Here is a 16,748-nt window from a genome sequence, read left to right as displayed (position 1 = left end):
CGCGTCGCTAAGAAGCGTCAGGAAGTATCGCCACCAGGTCCACTTGGATGAGCGCACCGCGGTCAAGCTGCGCGGCCATGACTTGGCGAGCCGGTCGACTTTCCGCATCCGGGAACATCGCCAACCATTCGGCGTTGAGCGCCTCGCGATCGCGGTAGTCCACCAGCCACACGTTCAGCTTTGCGATGTCGTCAGTGGACCCGCCCGCCGCCGCCATCACATTGCGCACGTGAGTGAAGACGTGGCGGCACTGCGCTGCGAGGTCATCCCCTAGCTGCCCCGTTTGCGGGTCGCGACCGGTAAGCACTCCCGAGAACACGTACGGGCCGATTTTGCTCGCCGCCGGGATAGGGTTTTCGTGGCTAAAGCCGGGCGAATAAATGCTCCGTCGCCGGTGATTTCTGTTTGATTGTGCTGGCATTAGTGTGCCTCCCTCATGGTTGCTTTTGGTGCTGCAGGTGGCGCCAACGTTGGATGCTCACCCTCCGTCGGCAGCGTTTCTTGGATTTCTTGGATAAGCCGCTTCACCGCAGAATTATCTGACGCATCCTTCCTAGCCAGCACCAGCGCTTGTAGCGGGCTTGGGGCGGGGTCGAGTTCATAAATATCGACATCGTATTTATGCAAGCTTTGCCGATCGGGGTCGGGCAAGATTGCGGCGGCAATTCCCGCTTCGATCAACGGCAGGCTGGTTTGGATTGTCTCCGCGGTGCGAAGGCTCTTCGGTGTGATGCCGTGGTGACGAAGCGCAGCTTCCACCGCCTCCGGCAGGCTCGGGACCGCAGCGGTGCGTTGCGGTAAGAGCAGCGGCTGCCCCGCGAACCAGGACAGTGCCAGACGTTCCGACTCCCCCACACCACTGATCGATGGCAACACCGCCCCTTCCCGGAGCTGTTTGGGGAGGGCAGCGACGAGCGGGATCTCGCCCCAGTCGAGGATGTCGTACTTATTCTCGTGCCGTCGCATGAACCGATCGGGTTCGGCAACCATGATCGCTGCGAGGTCCACTGTCCCTCGTTCGAGCATTTCCAGTGCAGTCCACGGCGGCGGATCCACAATCGAGACCTCGACATCCGGAGCTGACGTACTGAACGAGCGCAGCAGCTTCGGTAATCGATGCCACATCAGTACCGGCACGGCCGCAAGCCTGATGGACCCTGCCATGCCCGAACCGAATCGCCCCAGGGTCTCGAGGATCTCATCCACTTCGCCGAGCACTCGAGACGCCGCGTCGAGTAAATAGCGGCCAGCCCTGGTGGGCTCCACGCCGCGGTGCGAACGCTCGAGTAGTCGGACACCCGCCTGTGCTTCGAGCTTTGCGATGGCAACACTCAGTGGTGGCTGCGAAATGTGCAGCGCGGCGGCCGCGGCGGTGAACGAACCCGATTCAACGACGGTGGTGAAGTATCGGAGGTGACGCAACTCCATAACTTCAACAATAGATCACACTGCGATCTATAGCTTCAAAATATGACCCACCCAAGGAGTTAATAGTTCCCAGTGATGCATTTCCTTGTGAAGCTTTCGGTATTACCGAGAGCCACCAACCTATTTGGGAGTCACCAATGTTGCCGACCACCAACCACAATCCGGCGTTCACGATCACCAGAGCGAGCCACGTCGCACTCGCCGTGACCGATCTCGAGAAGAGTCGCGACTTCTACCGCGATGTTTGCGGTCTCGTCGTCACGGATGAAACCGACAAGCACGTGTACTTCCGCGGGCTCGAAGAGGCGTCACACCACTCGCTGGTGCTCGAACTGGCTGAGCAGCCGAATGCGCTGCACGTCGGTTTCCGAGTGCGCACCGATGACGATATTGTTGCCGCCGAAAAATTCTGCCGTGACAATAATCTCGAGTATCAGCGGGTCGAGAAAGATCACCAGGGCCCCACCATCCAGTTCCGCGACCCCGTTGGCACCCACATGGAGTTCACCTCCTCTATGGAGGTGGTGGACCGAAAGATGCAGAACTTCAATGAGTTCGTGGCTGGCGCGCCACAGCGCCTGGACCACTACCAGTGCGTCACCTACGACGTCCAAAAGGCAACGGACTTTTGGACGAGCCTTGGGATGCGCATGTCGGAGTACACCGCGAAAGACGGTACCGACGAGCTTTGGGGAAGCTGGATGGAGGTGAAGGGAAATACGCACGACCTGGTGTTCACGAACGGCCGCGGCCCACGGCTACACCACTTCGCGTTTGCCGTACCCGATGGTTCCTCGCTGATCCATGCCGCGGATGTTGCCGGTGCGCTCGGCGCCGGTGACGAAATTGATCGTGGCCCCGGGCGTCACGGAATCAGCAACGCACTTTTCCTCTACCTTCGTGACCCGGATCAGCACCGCATCGAATTGTTCAACACGCACTACCAGTTCATCGACCTTGAGACCCCACCAATTCGTTGGGACATCTCTAACCCCCGCCGGGCACAGCTTTGGGGTATGCCTGCATCCCGTCGTTGGTTCTTCGAAGCCAGCGAATTTCCTGGCGAGCAGGTGCGCGAACCGCTGCTACAAGCAAGCCCCGACACCCTCGAGGACTATCTCGGCATCCACTAGCTAGGGCATCACGGCCGGGTGACTCCATCATGTTGTGGTATCGCCCGGCCAGCGCCGTAACTACCGTGCCTCAGACCCGGCCATTCGGGATTCTCCCCACATACACGGCGAGGCCGGAGAAGACCGGGTCCAGTTGCTCGTCGAAATCGGGTAAGAGGTTGGTGACATCGGTGTTTCCGCTGAGGCCCCAGTTCCGCAAGAACGCCCTCATCGCACCTCTGAGGGCGCCCGCCACTGTGAAGGGGATGAGGTTTCGGTCCGGGGCATGCGATCGTTCCCGCACAAACTCAAGAACCACACCTTCCCAGCGACCCCAATTAACCAGCGATAGCGGCCGCTGCTCCTCGGTGTTCTGGAATTTGAAACGTCGAATCCATGCTTCAGCACGTTGGGCTTCAATTTCCACCTGGTCTCGGATTACTTCCCGGAGCGCTTCCATGATTGGCCGGTCCTCCGGCATCGTCCGGAGTGTTTCGTCCATCCGCTGCACCATGGTTTCGAACGGGCCCCAGAGGATCTCGTTCTTCGATGAAAAATAGCGGAAGAAGCTTGTCTTGCTCATCTCGCAAGCTTCCGCGATGTCTACCACGGTCGTGTTCTCGATGCCCCGCTGTTCGAATAGCGTCATCGCCACGTCTTCAACTGCTTCGCGGGTTGTCACCGGCGGGCGGCCGCGACCTCTCGTCTTAGTCATGAGTTAACAGTCTCATTACATTCCTGACCGAATCCCAAAAATGAGTGCGCTCCACACAATCTCTCAGGTTGCTCGCTTCCGGCATCCATCCCGTATTTCTACACTGGTCTCAGCAAACCAAACCACACGACCTTGGGAGCAGATCATGCAATTAATCACGCCCCATCTATGGTTTGACGGCAACGCCGACGAGGCTGTGCGTTTCTACCTTGATGCCTTCCCAGAGTCGATACGAATCGCGACGCATTACTACCCGACCGAAGGGTTACTGGATTTCCAGAGCCACATGGCAGGGAAAATCTTGGCTGTTGATTTCAAGCTTGGCGAGCTGAACTTCGTCGGCATTAATGCTGGAAACGAATTCCGCCCTAACCCCGCAATTTCATTTATGGTCAACTTTGATCCGCTCGTGATGTCAAATGCCGCCGAACGGCTGAACGCGCTGTGGAATCAGTTGATTATCGACGGTAAAATTCTCATGCCGCTCGATCAATATCCCTTCAGCGAGTTATACGGTTGGGTTGAAGATCAATATGGCGTCAGCTGGCAACTCATTCTCACCGATCCGGCCGGTGAACCCCGACCACACATTATTCCAAGCTTCATGTTCGCGGGGAAGCACGTAAATCGTGCCAGAGAAGCGGTCGAACGTTGGCTTTCTGTGTTCCCGCAATCTGATTTCGGCACGATCGCTGAATACCCCGAACAGACCGGCCCAGCCGCCGCCGGTTCGCTCATGTTTAGCGATTTCCATCTGACTGGGCAGTGGTTCGCCGCTATGGACAGTGGCGTGGAACAAGACCTCAGCTTCACCGAAGGTGTCTCGCTTGCCATCGCCTGCAAGAATCAGCAGGAAATCGATCACTACTGGGCGGCACTTTCGCGCGTTCCGGAGTCGGAAGTCTGCGGTTGGTGTAAGGATGATTTTGGTGTGAGCTGGCAGGTCATTCCCGAAACCATGACCGAACTGCTTGCACGCCCGCATGGCTACCAGACCCTCATGACAATGAAAAAGATCGATATTGATCAGTTCGCAGAGTAAGGCATTGCTGCGTTGACATCATCCGAAAAGATACGGTGTGCCTGGGCAGCCGGAAGCACAATATATTCCACTTACCACGACGAAGAGTGGGGTGTGCCACTCCACGGAGATCAGGAACTCTTCGAACGCGTCTCGCTAGAAGGGTTCCAGGCGGGGCTCTCGTGGATCACTATCCTGAACAAGCGGCCGCGCTTTCGCGAAGTATTTGCCGAGTTTGACCCGAGCATTGTCGCGAACTTTGGCGAATCGAAAGTCGCTGAGCTGATGAATGACGCGGGGATAGTTCGCAACCGCCAAAAGATCCACGCGATCATTCACAATGCCCAATTGGTGCAAGCCATGCCAGCTGGTGAATTTGATGCGCTGCTGTGGTCCTTCGCACCCGCAATGCATACTCGCCCGAACACAGCATCAGAGATTCCGGCCACCACCCCAGAATCCATCGCGTTGAGCAAAGAGTTGCGTGGCCGCGGCTTCAAATTCGTCGGCCCGACCACCATGTACGCGCTCATGCAAGCCACCGGCATGGTCGATGACCACGTCGCTGGATGCTGGCGCGCGATACCGTGACTCTTGAGGCCCGAACCGTTCGGCCCGAACCGCTAAGCCCGGGCCGATTAGTGCTACTTCCGCTTTCGCCTGGGTCGAGTGCGGAAGGCGTCGATCAAATACTGCGTGCCGCTAACGACATGCATCCCGACCCCGACTAGCGTCGTGGCACGGCCAAACCGGCCGAGCTTGGGATAACCGCTTCGCTCGGCCACAAGCGCGGTCATCCCGACGAACATCACGAGGCTTCGAAGTTTGCCAAACAGACTGACGTGGATGCGCCCCTCGATAGCCGCTTTGCCCGCACCCAAGGCGACCACCGCATCCGTTGCGGAAATTGCCGCTGGCGCGAGTGCAGGAAGGGAACCCGAATAGGTCAGTGCTGTGGCGACCGACACAATGCCGGTGCGGTCGGCAATCGGATCAAGAATCTCACCGAGCCGAGACTGCTGCTGAAAGCGGCGCGCGAACCAGCCGTCGACCCAGTCAGTGGAGGCCCACAGTGCCGTGAGCAGGAAGGTCCGATGCTGCGGAACCGGAGCCAGGATCCCGCGAACCACCGGGACCAGCAGCGCCATCCGAGAAACCGTAATCGCATTGGGAATGGTCAGGATTCGGTTCTCGTTCGGCATGCGATATCTCCCGGTCAGGTTCGTATCCGCTTAGATTACTCGACCGATATCTCTCGTTCGAGGCGCGCGTAAGTTGCTTCCATCCCGTCGAGCATGCCGGTACCGAGGACAATTTCCCGGACCTCCGCGGAAGGGTATGTAATCACGAGCGTAAGCAGGGTGCCGTCCGGAACCGAGGTGAGTGTGAGTTCATTTCGTGCCGGTGGCCCTTCCATCCCAATCATCGCTTCGGTGGTAACTTCGCGGAACGGGGCGTGTGACTCAAGCAGAATCCCGGTAAACCCGAACTGTTCGCCGACTGCGGTGGTGGGCGCCCACTCATAGCGGTAGTGGTCATCAATCTCTCGCGCGATCCGCACGACCACGAGTTCCCAACCGTCCGGGCCTAGGAACCACCGCTTCATAAGTTCCGGATCATGGTGGGCAGCCCACACTTGGTCAACCGATCCACGAATGATTCGTGAAATCCGCACCTGGGTGTCACCAATCAATTTCGCTCCGGTGGGTACTTCCGCCGCATAGGCACGAAGATCGGTGATCACCGCATCCATTTGGCTCATCGCCGAAAGGGTGCCCTCTTCCATACCCATTTCTAGGAGCGATTCGAACTCTTCAAGACTATTGAAGTAGGTGGTCATCTCAGCGCGGGAGCCCTCGGCGGTCTCCGTGAACCGAAACACCATCCGCATCGTGGGCAGCTCAAGGTTTCGTGTGCCGTCTTCGTGGGCGAAGCCATCGAGCACTTCAAAGGAGTGGCCCGCGTCGACGCTGAGGAATTCCCAGAAGCCGCTTGACTTCTCGCCTTCCGGTCCCGTCATGTAATAGCTCGAGATTCCACCCGGGTACATGTCGTGACGAATGAAAGTCGCGGGCCACTGCACTGGGCCCCAAAATTGTTCGAGTTGCCGGGGATCCGCGTAGGCCTCCCACAATCGGTGCACGGGTACCGCAAATTCGGCCTCGATGTGCATTGTGAGAGCCTCGGTGTCTTTGACGACAGATGTGACAGGCATGATTTTCCAATCGGAATCGGACGTCAGTCTTTGCCGAGCAACGCATCCAGTCGCGTGATGCGATGTCGCCAGAGCTCCTCGTATCGGTAAAGCAGCGACCGCGCCTTGTTTATCGTGTCAGGGTTCGCTGAAAGCTCAGCGCACGGTCAGACTTCCGCAGCTGGAACTTCCCGCCGTTCGCTTCGGAGCAAATTACCCGGTGAAAAGCTTTACGCTCGCTCCGTGACTGAAATACCCGAACTCACACTCAACGATGGCAATCGCATCCCTCAGCTCGGCTACGGCGTATTCAAAGTACCGCCCGAAGAAACCGAGCACGCGGTCGCCCAGGCACTAGAAATCGGCTATCGCCACATCGATACCGCGACGATCTACCAAAATGAAGCCGCGGTGGGCAAAGCCATTGCCGCAAGCGGAATCCCCCGCGATGAGCTCTTCATCACCACCAAGCTCTGGAACGATCGCCACCACGGTGACGAGCCGCGCATCGCGTTCCAGGAGAGCCTCGAGCGACTCGGCCTTGACTACGTGGATCTGTACCTCATCCACTGGCCGGTCGAAGAAACCGGCGATTTCCTAAATGCCTGGCAGCACCTGCTGCGGTTCAAAGACGAAGGTCTGTCTCGTAGCGTCGGCGTCTCCAATTTCCTGGTCCGTCATCTGGAGCGTGTCGTCGCTGAAACAGATGTCGTGCCGGCGGTGAACCAGATTCAAATCCACCCGAGGTATCAACAGCGTGAGGTGAGCGACTGGTGCATCAAACACGGCATCGCCGTCGAGGCCTGGGGACCGCTGGGCCAGGGCAAGTACGACCTCAGTGAACTGGCCCCGATCCGCATTGCCGCCGAGCGTCACGAAGTCAGCCCCGCACAGGTCGTGCTGCGCTGGCACCTGCAACAGGGAAGGATTGTGTTCCCGAAATCGGTGCAACCGCAGCGGCTGCGAGAAAACCTCGACGTGTTTGGATTCACGCTCACGGATGCCGAACTCGCCGACATTGACGCGCTGGATCCGGGTGATGGTAGCGGCCGGACCGGTTCACACCCGGACGACTTTCGCTAAGCTTCCGGCGCCGGGAAGACCCTACTTCGCGAACCACTCAACGGGGGCGCACGACTATTGCTGGTCGAGCGCCTCCGTGAGGGAATTTCGCGCGGCCGCGAGGGCGTGATCCCGCTTGGCCAGCAGCTGTCCGCGAAGCAGTTCATAGGTTTCGAGCGGCTCCTTGGCATTCCGTGCTGCGGACTCAAAGGCGGCCAACTGCTCTTCAAGGATCACCGAGTCCTGCACCTGACCAAAGAGCCCGGCCACGTTCTTCCACTTCACTCGCTGCCGCTCAGCACTCTTCCCACCGAGTTCGGCAAGCACCTCGTGACTGTAACGAGCAGCCTTGACGCTCTTTCGTACGCCGTGCCAGCGTTCCAAATCTTCCGGATGGCGCCGAGCTGCCTTGTTTCGCTTCGCAGTTTTCTTTACCGATTCTGCGGCGAGACGCTCCAGGGTCGCTTTTGCGGGTCGACGTCCCCGGCTGGATGCGGGTGCCTCGGCGATAAATTCGGTCACCTGAGCGAAGACCGCGTCCCAGCGTGGCGAAGCCATCGCGAGCTGCAGTTTGCCGAGTTCGTGATCGTGTCGCAGGTTAAGCGCAGCTGCAATCCGCTCCCGTACCGGCCCAACCAGCTGCTTCGAAGGCAAGGAATCCACCAACTCAAGCAGCTCATCCCGGATTACCTCGGCGTCACGGGGACCGCCGAGCTTCTCCCCCGCCCAGCGAAGCTCGTCCCGCAATCGAGCCGCATCCCCGCGGTCGAATACCTTGCGGTACACCTGCAGGATGCTTCGCATCCGCCGTAACGAGACCCTTGCCTGGTGCACGGCATCCGGCGCATCCATCGCGACCGCACCTTCGAGCGACTGGAAGCGGCCAAAGTGCACCGCGAGCGCTGCGATCGCCACCTCGATTGCCGGTGCGTTTTGGTCGGGCTTCGTCCGTGGTGGCACATCTCGCAGAATGTGCCCGAGTTTCGACGCGGATTTCGAGCGCTCTATCCCCGCGGCGCGGAGCACCACTTCGATGTCCTCAAACGTCGAGTCGGGCTCATTGGGGGCCAGTTCGACCTCCACCTCGGACCAGGACTCGTGTACCGACACGTCGTCCCGAAGCACTGTTGCATCCACCGCATCCGAGACAATTTCGGCCCGTGCCGAGCCATCTTCACCGTAGAGATCCGTGGTGGTGCGTTCGGTTCGAATGCGCACCACCGGCAACAGCGGTCGGTCGCCGACGATTGTGGCGATCTCTTCGCGCAGGGCGATGGGGATGCGGCGCCCGCGTTTGAGGGGCATCCGAACTTCTACTCGCTGGTCACCGACCCCGGGGGTCTTCAGGTGCCAGCCGGCGTCCTCGCCACCGGTGCGACGTCGCAGCGTGATCCGCGCATCCAAGAGGGTCAGTTCCGGGGTGTCGTAGTAGTCCGCCACGAGGATGTCGAGGCGCTCCGGGGAGGTCGGTCCCAGGGCACTGAAGTCAGGCACCGTAACGCCGTTGGGTACGGAATATTTTCGTTCGATTTCGAGCTGACGATCGATGTCCTCAGCAGGACGATGGCCGCGGTGCGGGGCGAGGGAATCCGGCATAGCTCGAGGGTACGCAAACAACCTCGACAACCTCGCTATGGCAACGCCGCACAATGCCGAGCTCGCTATTCCTCTCCGTCGCGGAAGTGCTCCAGGCCCGGCCAGTCCTCGCCCCCGTCCCGCGCGGAACGGCCGAGCAGGCTATCAATTTCGCGGCGATCACGTTTCGTTGGCCGCCCCAACCCGCGTTCGCGGCGCGAGCTGGGTGCGACAAACTCCCGTGCGGGGCGCGGCGGGGATTTATCTTCATAAGCCTGCGCCGCGACGGGCGCCCCGACGCGTTTGCGCAGGAGCTGCTTGACCAGCAGCACCCGGTCAAAACCTTCGATGCGTACGCGCACCTCATCACCGACCTTCACACCGTAGGAGGCCTTGTGGTGCTGGCCATTGACACGCACCTTCCCGCCGCGGATTGCCGTGGTCGATATTGATCGGGTTTTGAACACCCGCACCGACCACAACCAGACATCAAGGCGCACAGAGTCACTCATAGTGCCTCCCATGGTAAGGGGGCTGCCGCGCCATCTTGAGCACTTTCGCCTTCGCTGCGTCCACTTGCAAGCTACATGTTCTCATTACAGTTGACACACTTATCCCCTGTCAGATAACTTTGTCGCACACCAGGGGACATGAGTGGAAAACCGCTCAGCCCCTCGGTGACACGATTAGGAGGATGAAATGACCGCAGCAGACGTGTCAGCCGGCGATACCGCGTGGGTGCTCATAAGCGCCGCGCTCGTGCTGATGATGACCCCCGGCCTGGCCTTTTTCTATGGCGGCATGGTTCGCGCAAAGAGTGTGCTCAATATGGTGATGATGTCGATCGTCACGATGGGAGTGGTCGGAGTCCTCTGGGTTCTTATTGGTTTCTCGCTCGTCTTCGGTGACTCCTTTGGCGGCGTTATCGGTAACCCCTTCGATTTCGCCGGACTCACGGCCATCCTGAGTGAGGATGCAGTGGTCGGCGGCATCCCAGTGCTCGTCTTTGCGGGGTTCCAGGCCGCCTTCGCCATCATTGCGGTGGCACTCGTGAGCGGCGCCGTGGCCGACCGAATGAAGTTCTCTTCGTGGGTCGTGTTCTCGGTACTGTGGGCGCTCCTGGTGTACTTCCCCGCCGCCCACTGGGTCTTCGCCTTTGATGACTCGATCTCAGCCCACGGCGGATTCATTGCGAACGTCTTCGAAGCAATCGACTTTGCCGGCGGTACCGCGATTCACATCAACGCCGGTGCCGGTGCGCTCGCACTGTGTTTGGTGCTCGGCCCTCGCCTGGGCTTCGGCAAGACTCCAATGCGACCGCACAACCTGCCGCTCGTGATGCTCGGCGCCGCCCTGCTGTGGATCGGCTGGTTCGGTTTCAACGCCGGCTCGGCGCTCGCCGCAGACGGCACCGCAGCACTCGCCTGGGTGAACACTCTCGCAGCCCCTGCCGCAGCCTTACTCGCCTGGATCCTCGTAGAACGGATTCGCGACGGCAAGCCCACTTCCCTTGGCGCCGCGTCCGGAATCGTTGCCGGTCTCGTGGGCATTACCCCGGCAGCAGCCTCGGTCAGCCCACTCGGCGCGATTGCCATCGGCATCCTGGCGGGTGTCGGCTCAGCCCTCGCTATCGGCCTCAAGACAAAGCTTGGCTACGATGACTCGCTTGATGTTGTCGGCGTCCACCTGGTCTCCGGCCTGATCGGCACCCTGGCGATTGGTTTCCTGGCAGATCCGGCCACCCCCACTGGCGCGGCGGGGCTCTTCTACGGCGGTGGGCTCGAGTTGCTCGGCACGCAGGCAATCAGCGCTCTCGTAGTCATGGTGTACAGCTTCGTTGTGACGTTGCTCATCGCCCTCGTACTCAAGCAGGTCATGGGTCTGCGGGTCAGCGCGCAGGCGGAATCCGCCGGGATCGATGTCAGCGAGCACGCGGAGACGGGCTACGACTTCTCGCAGGTCCCGTACTCCGCCCAAAACGTCAAGAGCACCATCATCATTCCTGAGGTGAAGAAGGAAGAGGCAAGCAAATGAAACTCATCACCGCAATTCTGCAGCCCACAGTCCTCACCGACGTGCAAGTCGCGCTCGCCCAGCACGGCATCACCGGAATGACGGTGAGTGAATGCGCAGGGTACGGTCGCCAGAATGGCCACCGCGAGGTCTACCGCGGCGCCGAGTACACGATCGATTTCATCGCCAAGGCGAAGCTCGAGCTGCTCGTAGAAGACACCGAAGTGGATGCGATCATCGATGTAATCACTGAAGTCGCCCGAACTGGCAATGTCGGTGACGGCAAGATCTGGTCGACACCTGCCGAGGACGTGGTTCGGATCCGCACCGGCGAACGGGGCGTGGCCGCAATTTAGCGCGACGGACCCGAGCGCAATCCCTCAAGGAACTGGCCAAGGCGGCGAATGCCTTCGGCCAGTTCCTCGCGTTCGGCGGCATAGGACAAGCGAACGTGGGTCTGCGCGGTGGCCGTGCCGAAGTCCCTGCCCGGAGTCAATGCGACGTGCGCTTGCTCGAGCGCCTGCTCACAAAAGGTCCACGAATCAAGACCCGTGGCACTCACATCCATATACACGTAGAAGGCGCCATCCGGTGCGACTGGTACCGGGAGACCGAGTTCGGCCAAGCCCTCGAGCACCAGCTCGCGGCGGGCGACGAGTTCCACACGCCGCCGTTCATATTCCGCGAGCGACTCTGGGGTGAAGCACGCGATCGCCGCCTGCTGTACCGGCGCCGAAGCAGATAAGAAGAAGTTCATCGCGAGCCGCTCAAGGGCTGGCAAGAGCGCTTCCGGGAGCACCGCCCAGCCGAGCCGCCAACCGGTCATCCCGAAATACTTCGAGAAGCTATTGATGACGATCGCATCCGGATCCGCTTCCAGGACGGTGCGGGCCGGAGTACCGTCTGGCTGCGGGTCCGCAAGATTGAGGTAGATCTCATCAACGATTCGCCAAGCCCCGCGCTTACGAGCGAACTCGCAAATCGCCGCGAGCTCATCGAACGGCACCGAGGTACCCGCCGGGTTCGAGGGCGAGGCAATCATGACCGCACTCGTGCGATCCGTCCAGGCCTTCGCGACCGAGGCCGCATCCAGCTGGAAGCGCGTCGCGGCGCTCGTCGGTACCGTGACGACCTTCCCGCCGAATGACCCCACCAGTTCCCGATTACTCGGGTATGAAGGGTCAGCCATGATGACTTCATCGCCCGGGTCGATCGTCGCGGCAGCCACCACAAGGAGGGCCGAAGAAGCACCCGCAGTAATTACGATTCGGGCGGGATCAACGGCAACGCCGTGAATATCGCGATAAAACTTCGCAATCGCCTCGCGCAGGGCGGGAAGCCCAAGGGCCGAGGTATACGGCATCGGGCGGCCGTCCATGATCTCCCGCATGGCCACGCGTGCCGCCGCTGGGGCCCCGAAGGACGGTTCACCGATCGATAATTTCACGACCCGGTGTCCCTGCGCCTGCAGCTCAGTGGCACGCTGCCCAAACGCCAGGGCGTGAAAAACTTCGGTCTGCTCCGCGCGCTGCGAAATCTTCATGGTGTCCCGGTCCTATTTACCGTGTCTGAGTGTGCGGATGCGGCTCATTGAATGAGTCAAGCTGCTTGTCCTGGTGGGCAAAGACCGAGAGGAACCGCACCGGCGTCTCGATCAGGTTTGCCGGGCCGTGCACTCCTTCCCCATCGAACAGAATGCTGTCCCCAGCCTCCAACCGATAGGTGCGATCTTGGTGCTGATATTCCATGACGCCCTCGAGGATGTACACAAATTCGGTACCGGTGTGCTGGAACAGCGGGAACACCTGACTGTCTTCGGTCAAGGTGACCAGCAACGGCTCCAAATTGCTATTGCGGCCGGTGAGCGCACCGAGCAGCTGATAGGTGTGCCCGAGATTACTGCCTCGCCGAATCGTCTCCGGCGCTTGGCCCGCTTTCACGAATACCGCCTGGGTCTCGTTATCGGCTGCCCGGAAGAGACTCGTGACCGGTACTTCCAACCCCTTTGCGAGCGCGTCAATGGTGGCGAGGCTGGATGAGGTCTGCGCGTTCTCAATCTTCGAGAGCATTTGTCGGCTGATCCCGACCTTCGCCGCGAGTTCCGCGAGCGTCATCCCCCGAGCCAAACGCATCTGACGCGCACTCTGTGCGATTGACTGCTCCAGCGTGAGACGGTGTACCGTCGCAGGCCGACCACCTTCTACCGGCGGGCTAATCTCGCCACCGGGTACGCCATCAACCGACGTCATTCGAGCACCTCATCTCACGTGCGCGCAGTATCAATTCTGCGGATCGCAGCACAATAATTCATCAGCCAGAACTTCTCACTGTAGTCGTATCCGACCAAAAAACACCGGAAATATCTACTGTGAGTGGCGGGATGCGCATCAAATTAGCTGACATCTTTACCTGCGGTACTTGCATCCTCGCTCGATAAGATGGCTTTCCACACAATCGTCACTGGAGGGTGCCATGATTCGAGTGACAGTTCTCGGGCTCGCGATCGACGTACAGCAGCGACCGGTCATCCTGCTCGGGCCTGTCGACGATGCCCTTCGTGCTGACAAGGCGATGCCGGTGTGGATCGGCGCCCAAGAAACCGCGTCTATCGTCGCTGCTATTCAGGGCACGAGCATCGGTCGCCCGCTCACACACGACCTCATGGCGACGCTCCTGGAGGCGACCGGCAGCCACATCGACCGCGTCACCATCCCCCAATTGGTCGACGGCACGTTCTATGCCGAGGTCGAGTTGAGTACGCCCAATGGGAAGCACGTGTTGGATGCCCGACCTTCTGACTCGATCGCGCTCGCGGTCCGAGTGGGCGCCGAAGTCTGGGTCGCTGACGATGTGTTTGACGAGGTGGCGGTTGAGACAGAGGGCACCCCGCAGCCCACGGAGGAAGAAGAAATCGCCGAGTTCAAGGATTTCGTGGATCACGTCGATCCCGATGACTTCAATATTGAAGGTGATAAGTCCGAGGATTGAGTCGGCCAGCGGCTCCTCTAAGCCTGTAGCTTCGCGGCGACATCCTCGGCGTACTCAAAGTCGTTTCGGTCGGGTCGTTCGTAGTGGGACTCGGAGACCTTGGGGCGCGGCGGAATCTCAACCTCGCGCGGTTGCACGCGTTTCCAGGGGATGCGCTTGAGGATGTCGCTGATCACGTTAATACGTGAGCGTTTCTTGTCTTCGCTTTCCACCGTGACCCAGCGAATTCCGGGCAGATCCGTGGCGGCGAACATGCTGTCCTTGGCCTTGGAATAGTCTTCCCAACGGTTGATGGATTCCACGTCCATCGGCGAAAGCTTCCAGCGACGCATCGGGTCTTCCGCACGAGAACGGAACCGAAGTTCCTGTTCCTCGTCAGAGACGGAGAACCAGTACTTGATGAGATGGATGCCGTCCTCGACAAGCATCCGCTCAAAGATTGGTGCCTGCCGAAGGAAGCGCAAGTACTCGCGTTCGGTGCAGTACCCCATCACGCGTTCCACGCCCGCACGGTTGTACCAGGAGCGGTCAAAAATGACGATCTCCCCCGCGGCCGGAAGCTGCTCGACATACCGCTGGAAGTACCACTGCGAACGCTCACGCTCGGTGGGTTTGGGAAGCGCCACAATGCGCGCGTGCCTGGGGTTCAGGTATTGCATGATGCGCTTAATCGCCGAACCTTTACCGGCAGCATCGCGGCCTTCAAAAATCAAGATCACACGCTGGTCGTTCTCGATCACCCACTGCTGCATTTCCACGAGCTTCGCTTGCAGGCGCTTGAACTCGGCCTCGTATGCGGCCTTCTTGAGCTTTGGCGGCTTCGCTGCCGAGGCTACGTGATCGAATTTCGACATAAGCCCCACCCTAGGTCAGCGGCGGCGCCTTCGACCACCGAGTTGCACCGAATTAGTGCTCGGCCCAGACACCGAGTTCGTTCCCGCTCGGGTCACGGAAGTGCAGTCGTCGACCACCCGGAAACGCATGCGGCCCCTTCGTGACGCTGCCGCCGTTGGCGACGGTCTCGGTCTCGGTCTTGTCGAGATCCTGAGAGAACAGCAGGACGAGTGGCCCGCCGTGCTTTGGTGTTACTCCGCCAGCGATGCCGCCGACCTCACCATCACCGTTCGGCGCTTTAATGCCGAGATACGTCGGCCCGTATTCGTTAAAGGTCCACCCAAAGACGGTCTCGTAGAACGTCCGCGCGGTCTCGATATCGTTCGCGCCGAGCTCGATGTAGTCGAAAGCGTGATGAATATGTCTCATGCCACGACGCTATGCCCGCAACCTTGTTGCCGTCTCCGCCTCAGCAGGTGGTTTCCTCCACTCCCGGATCCGCAACCGGGCCAAGGTCGAGACCAGCCAAAGTCGAGGCGATGAGCGCATCCTCAGCCTCATTTCCAGGACATTCGAGCGCAAACTGATAGGCCTCAGCAGCTTGTTCACGCCGCCCGAGCTCGTCGAGGGTGATCCCGCGCGCGACGTGAAACGCACGAAGCCTCGCGAGCACCGGGTCGCCCGCGAGCGCATCCAATCGCCGCAATCCCTCTTCCAGACCCAGATATCGGCCGAGGGCCACCGCCCGACCGAGACTCACGATCGGCCCTGGCTCGCGTTCCTTAAGCAGCCGATAGAGCACCGCGATCTGCGCCCAGTCGGTCGATTCGAAGGACTGCCCCTCGGCGTGCACCGCTGCGATCGCAGCTTGAATCGCGAAACCGCTCGCCTCGGGGCTTCCCGCAGCCCGCTCTGCAAGCCGCAGTCCTTCCGTAATGAGTTCCCGGTCCCACCGACCACGATCTTGCTCGACGAGGGGCACCGGCTGGCCGGATGCATCCTCTCTCGCCGGACGCCGCGCCTCCGTAAGCAGGCACAGGGCAAGCAGCCCCGTCACCTCTGCGGCGTCAGGCGCGAGCGAGTGCAATATCCGCACGAGCCGAACCGCCTCGGCGGTGAGGTCATCGCGCACGTGCCGATCCCCGGCCGAGCGAGCGAACCCCTCGGCATAGAGAAGGTAGAGGACGCGCAGCACGCCCCCGAGGCGCGCTGGCAGCTCCGCGAGTTTGGGTGTTTCGAACGGGATGCCAAGCGTACGAATCCGCTTCTTCGCCCGCGCGATGCGCTGTTGCATCGTCGGCACGGACACGAGCAGCGCGTTGCCCACTTCGGCAGCCGACAACCCCGCGACGAATCGCAGGGTCAACGCCACGCGATCTTCGAGGTTCAGCGCGGGGTGCGCGCACGCGAAGAACAGCTCGAGCCGGTCGTCGGGCAACTGCGCGATCTCGGGGTCACGGATGCTCTGGGCCGGGTCTCGCAGTGACGTTGGCACGGGCGCGACATCGGCCTCGATGCGCAGGTGCGCGAGTTTCTGCGCGAGGTTCGCCTCCCGCCGGACAATGTCGAGGGCTTTGCGCTTCGCGGTCGTCTTCAGCCAGGCCTCCGGCGAATCCGGGACACCCGTGCGCGGCCACGTGACGAGCGCCTGCGCGTATGCCTCCTGCGTGACGTCTTCGGCGAGATCGAGATCGCCAAAGCGCCGGGCTAGCGTCGCCAGGATGCGCCCCCACGTTTCGCGATCGAGGTTCGCGATCGCGAGTTTCGCATCCTGCGCCGAGCCCGGCGCTTGCTGGTCGGTCATGA

Annotated in this window: 19 protein-coding genes; 7 read left to right on the top strand and 12 right to left on the bottom strand. The window is 60.6% G+C overall.

Annotation, left to right across the window (positions count from 1 at the left end):
* Positions 1 to 7: 7 nt before the first annotated feature.
* The gene (locus tag F8O05_RS03875) at positions 8 to 421 is read right to left on the bottom strand and encodes a RidA family protein (RefSeq protein ID WP_158051454.1); all 414 of its coding nucleotides are present in this window, start codon (positions 419 to 421) and stop codon (positions 8 to 10) included.
* Positions 421 to 1,428: a LysR family transcriptional regulator gene (locus F8O05_RS03870; protein ID WP_158051453.1), complete on the bottom strand. Its 1,008-nt coding sequence runs from the start codon at positions 1,426 to 1,428 to the stop codon at positions 421 to 423. Before F8O05_RS03870 ends, F8O05_RS03875 begins: the two co-directional genes overlap by 1 nt.
* 137 nt (positions 1,429 to 1,565) lie before the next feature.
* On the opposite strand from F8O05_RS03870, the gene hpaD reads away from it, so the two are divergent.
* A complete protein-coding gene (gene hpaD, locus F8O05_RS03865; protein WP_158051452.1) occupies positions 1,566 to 2,561 on the top strand; it encodes a 3,4-dihydroxyphenylacetate 2,3-dioxygenase in 996 nt (331 codons plus the stop codon).
* A gap of 70 nt (positions 2,562 to 2,631) precedes the next feature.
* Here hpaD and F8O05_RS03860 read toward each other — a convergent pair whose 3' ends face one another.
* Complete coding sequence (locus F8O05_RS03860) at positions 2,632 to 3,255, bottom strand: TetR/AcrR family transcriptional regulator (RefSeq protein ID WP_158051451.1); 624 nt, start codon at positions 3,253 to 3,255, stop codon at positions 2,632 to 2,634.
* Between the two features lie 145 nt (positions 3,256 to 3,400).
* Here F8O05_RS03860 and F8O05_RS03855 point away from each other — a divergent pair, with 145 nt between their 5' ends.
* Both F8O05_RS03855 and F8O05_RS03850 read left to right on the top strand, forming a co-directional pair.
* Positions 3,401 to 4,297 (top strand): VOC family protein, encoded by an 897-nt coding sequence (locus F8O05_RS03855; RefSeq protein ID WP_158051450.1) that lies wholly within the window; start codon positions 3,401 to 3,403, stop codon positions 4,295 to 4,297.
* 3 nt (positions 4,298 to 4,300) lie between these two features.
* Positions 4,301 to 4,867: a DNA-3-methyladenine glycosylase I gene (locus F8O05_RS03850; protein WP_158051449.1), complete on the top strand. Its 567-nt coding sequence runs from the start codon at positions 4,301 to 4,303 to the stop codon at positions 4,865 to 4,867.
* A gap of 53 nt (positions 4,868 to 4,920) precedes the next feature.
* On the opposite strand, the gene F8O05_RS03845 is transcribed toward F8O05_RS03850, so the two are convergent.
* Entirely contained in the window at positions 4,921 to 5,478 is a 558-nt protein-coding gene (locus tag F8O05_RS03845; RefSeq protein ID WP_158051448.1) for a CDP-alcohol phosphatidyltransferase family protein, read from the bottom strand.
* 35 nt (positions 5,479 to 5,513) lie between these two features.
* Positions 5,514 to 6,491 carry an SRPBCC family protein gene (locus F8O05_RS03840; RefSeq protein WP_158051447.1) on the bottom strand — a complete coding sequence of 326 codons (978 nt, stop codon included), beginning with the start codon at positions 6,489 to 6,491 and terminating at the stop codon, positions 5,514 to 5,516.
* Between the two features lie 222 nt (positions 6,492 to 6,713).
* Here F8O05_RS03840 and F8O05_RS03830 point away from each other — a divergent pair, with 222 nt between their 5' ends.
* The gene (locus tag F8O05_RS03830; RefSeq protein ID WP_158051446.1) at positions 6,714 to 7,553 is read left to right on the top strand and encodes an aldo/keto reductase; all 840 of its coding nucleotides are present in this window, start codon (positions 6,714 to 6,716) and stop codon (positions 7,551 to 7,553) included.
* 54 nt (positions 7,554 to 7,607) lie between these two features.
* On the opposite strand, the gene F8O05_RS03825 is transcribed toward F8O05_RS03830, so the two are convergent.
* Entirely contained in the window at positions 7,608 to 9,128 is a 1,521-nt protein-coding gene (locus F8O05_RS03825; protein ID WP_158051445.1) for a CYTH and CHAD domain-containing protein, read from the bottom strand.
* A 65-nt stretch (positions 9,129 to 9,193) separates the two neighbouring features.
* Entirely contained in the window at positions 9,194 to 9,619 is a 426-nt protein-coding gene (locus tag F8O05_RS03820) for an RNA-binding S4 domain-containing protein (protein ID WP_158051444.1), read from the bottom strand.
* Positions 9,620 to 9,806: 187 nt separating this feature from the next.
* Between F8O05_RS03820 and F8O05_RS03815 the strand changes: the two genes are divergently transcribed.
* Together F8O05_RS03815 and F8O05_RS03810 are read left to right on the top strand one after the other, a co-directional pair.
* The gene (locus tag F8O05_RS03815; protein ID WP_158051443.1) at positions 9,807 to 11,141 is read left to right on the top strand and encodes an ammonium transporter; all 1,335 of its coding nucleotides are present in this window, start codon (positions 9,807 to 9,809) and stop codon (positions 11,139 to 11,141) included.
* Positions 11,138 to 11,476: a P-II family nitrogen regulator gene (locus tag F8O05_RS03810; RefSeq protein ID WP_158051442.1), complete on the top strand. Its 339-nt coding sequence runs from the start codon at positions 11,138 to 11,140 to the stop codon at positions 11,474 to 11,476. Before F8O05_RS03815 ends, F8O05_RS03810 begins: the two co-directional genes overlap by 4 nt.
* Here the strand turns inward: F8O05_RS03810 and F8O05_RS03805 are convergent.
* Both F8O05_RS03805 and F8O05_RS03800 read right to left on the bottom strand, forming a co-directional pair.
* Positions 11,473 to 12,663 (bottom strand): aminotransferase class I/II-fold pyridoxal phosphate-dependent enzyme, encoded by a 1,191-nt coding sequence (locus tag F8O05_RS03805; RefSeq protein ID WP_158051441.1) that lies wholly within the window; start codon positions 12,661 to 12,663, stop codon positions 11,473 to 11,475. The genes F8O05_RS03810 and F8O05_RS03805 overlap by 4 nt on opposite strands.
* 16 nt (positions 12,664 to 12,679) lie before the next feature.
* Positions 12,680 to 13,369 carry a helix-turn-helix domain-containing protein gene (locus tag F8O05_RS03800; RefSeq protein WP_158051440.1) on the bottom strand — a complete coding sequence of 230 codons (690 nt, stop codon included), beginning with the start codon at positions 13,367 to 13,369 and terminating at the stop codon, positions 12,680 to 12,682.
* Between the two features lie 223 nt (positions 13,370 to 13,592).
* Here F8O05_RS03800 and F8O05_RS03795 point away from each other — a divergent pair, with 223 nt between their 5' ends.
* Complete coding sequence (locus tag F8O05_RS03795; RefSeq protein WP_158051439.1) at positions 13,593 to 14,108, top strand: bifunctional nuclease family protein; 516 nt, start codon at positions 13,593 to 13,595, stop codon at positions 14,106 to 14,108.
* A gap of 17 nt (positions 14,109 to 14,125) precedes the next feature.
* Here the strand turns inward: F8O05_RS03795 and ppk2 are convergent, their stop codons facing one another.
* From ppk2 to F8O05_RS03780, 3 genes are read right to left on the bottom strand one after another with little or no spacing between them, the layout of a single operon-like run.
* Positions 14,126 to 14,962, bottom strand: a complete 837-nt coding sequence (gene ppk2, locus F8O05_RS03790; RefSeq protein WP_158051438.1) for a polyphosphate kinase 2 — start codon at positions 14,960 to 14,962, stop codon at positions 14,126 to 14,128.
* Between the two features lie 52 nt (positions 14,963 to 15,014).
* Entirely contained in the window at positions 15,015 to 15,371 is a 357-nt protein-coding gene (locus tag F8O05_RS03785) for a VOC family protein (protein WP_158051437.1), read from the bottom strand.
* A 40-nt stretch (positions 15,372 to 15,411) separates the two neighbouring features.
* On the bottom strand, positions 15,412 to 16,746 hold the full coding sequence (locus F8O05_RS03780; protein ID WP_158051436.1) for an RNA polymerase sigma factor: 1,335 nt from the start codon (positions 16,744 to 16,746) through the stop codon (positions 15,412 to 15,414).
* Positions 16,747 to 16,748 lie beyond the last annotated feature (2 nt).

This window comes from Gulosibacter chungangensis (assembly GCF_008831155.1).
GTDB classification, from domain to species: Bacteria; Actinomycetota; Actinomycetes; order Actinomycetales; family Microbacteriaceae; genus Gulosibacter; species Gulosibacter chungangensis.
Note: the sequence above shows the minus strand (reverse complement) of the source record. Positions and strands in the feature narration are given on the sequence as shown.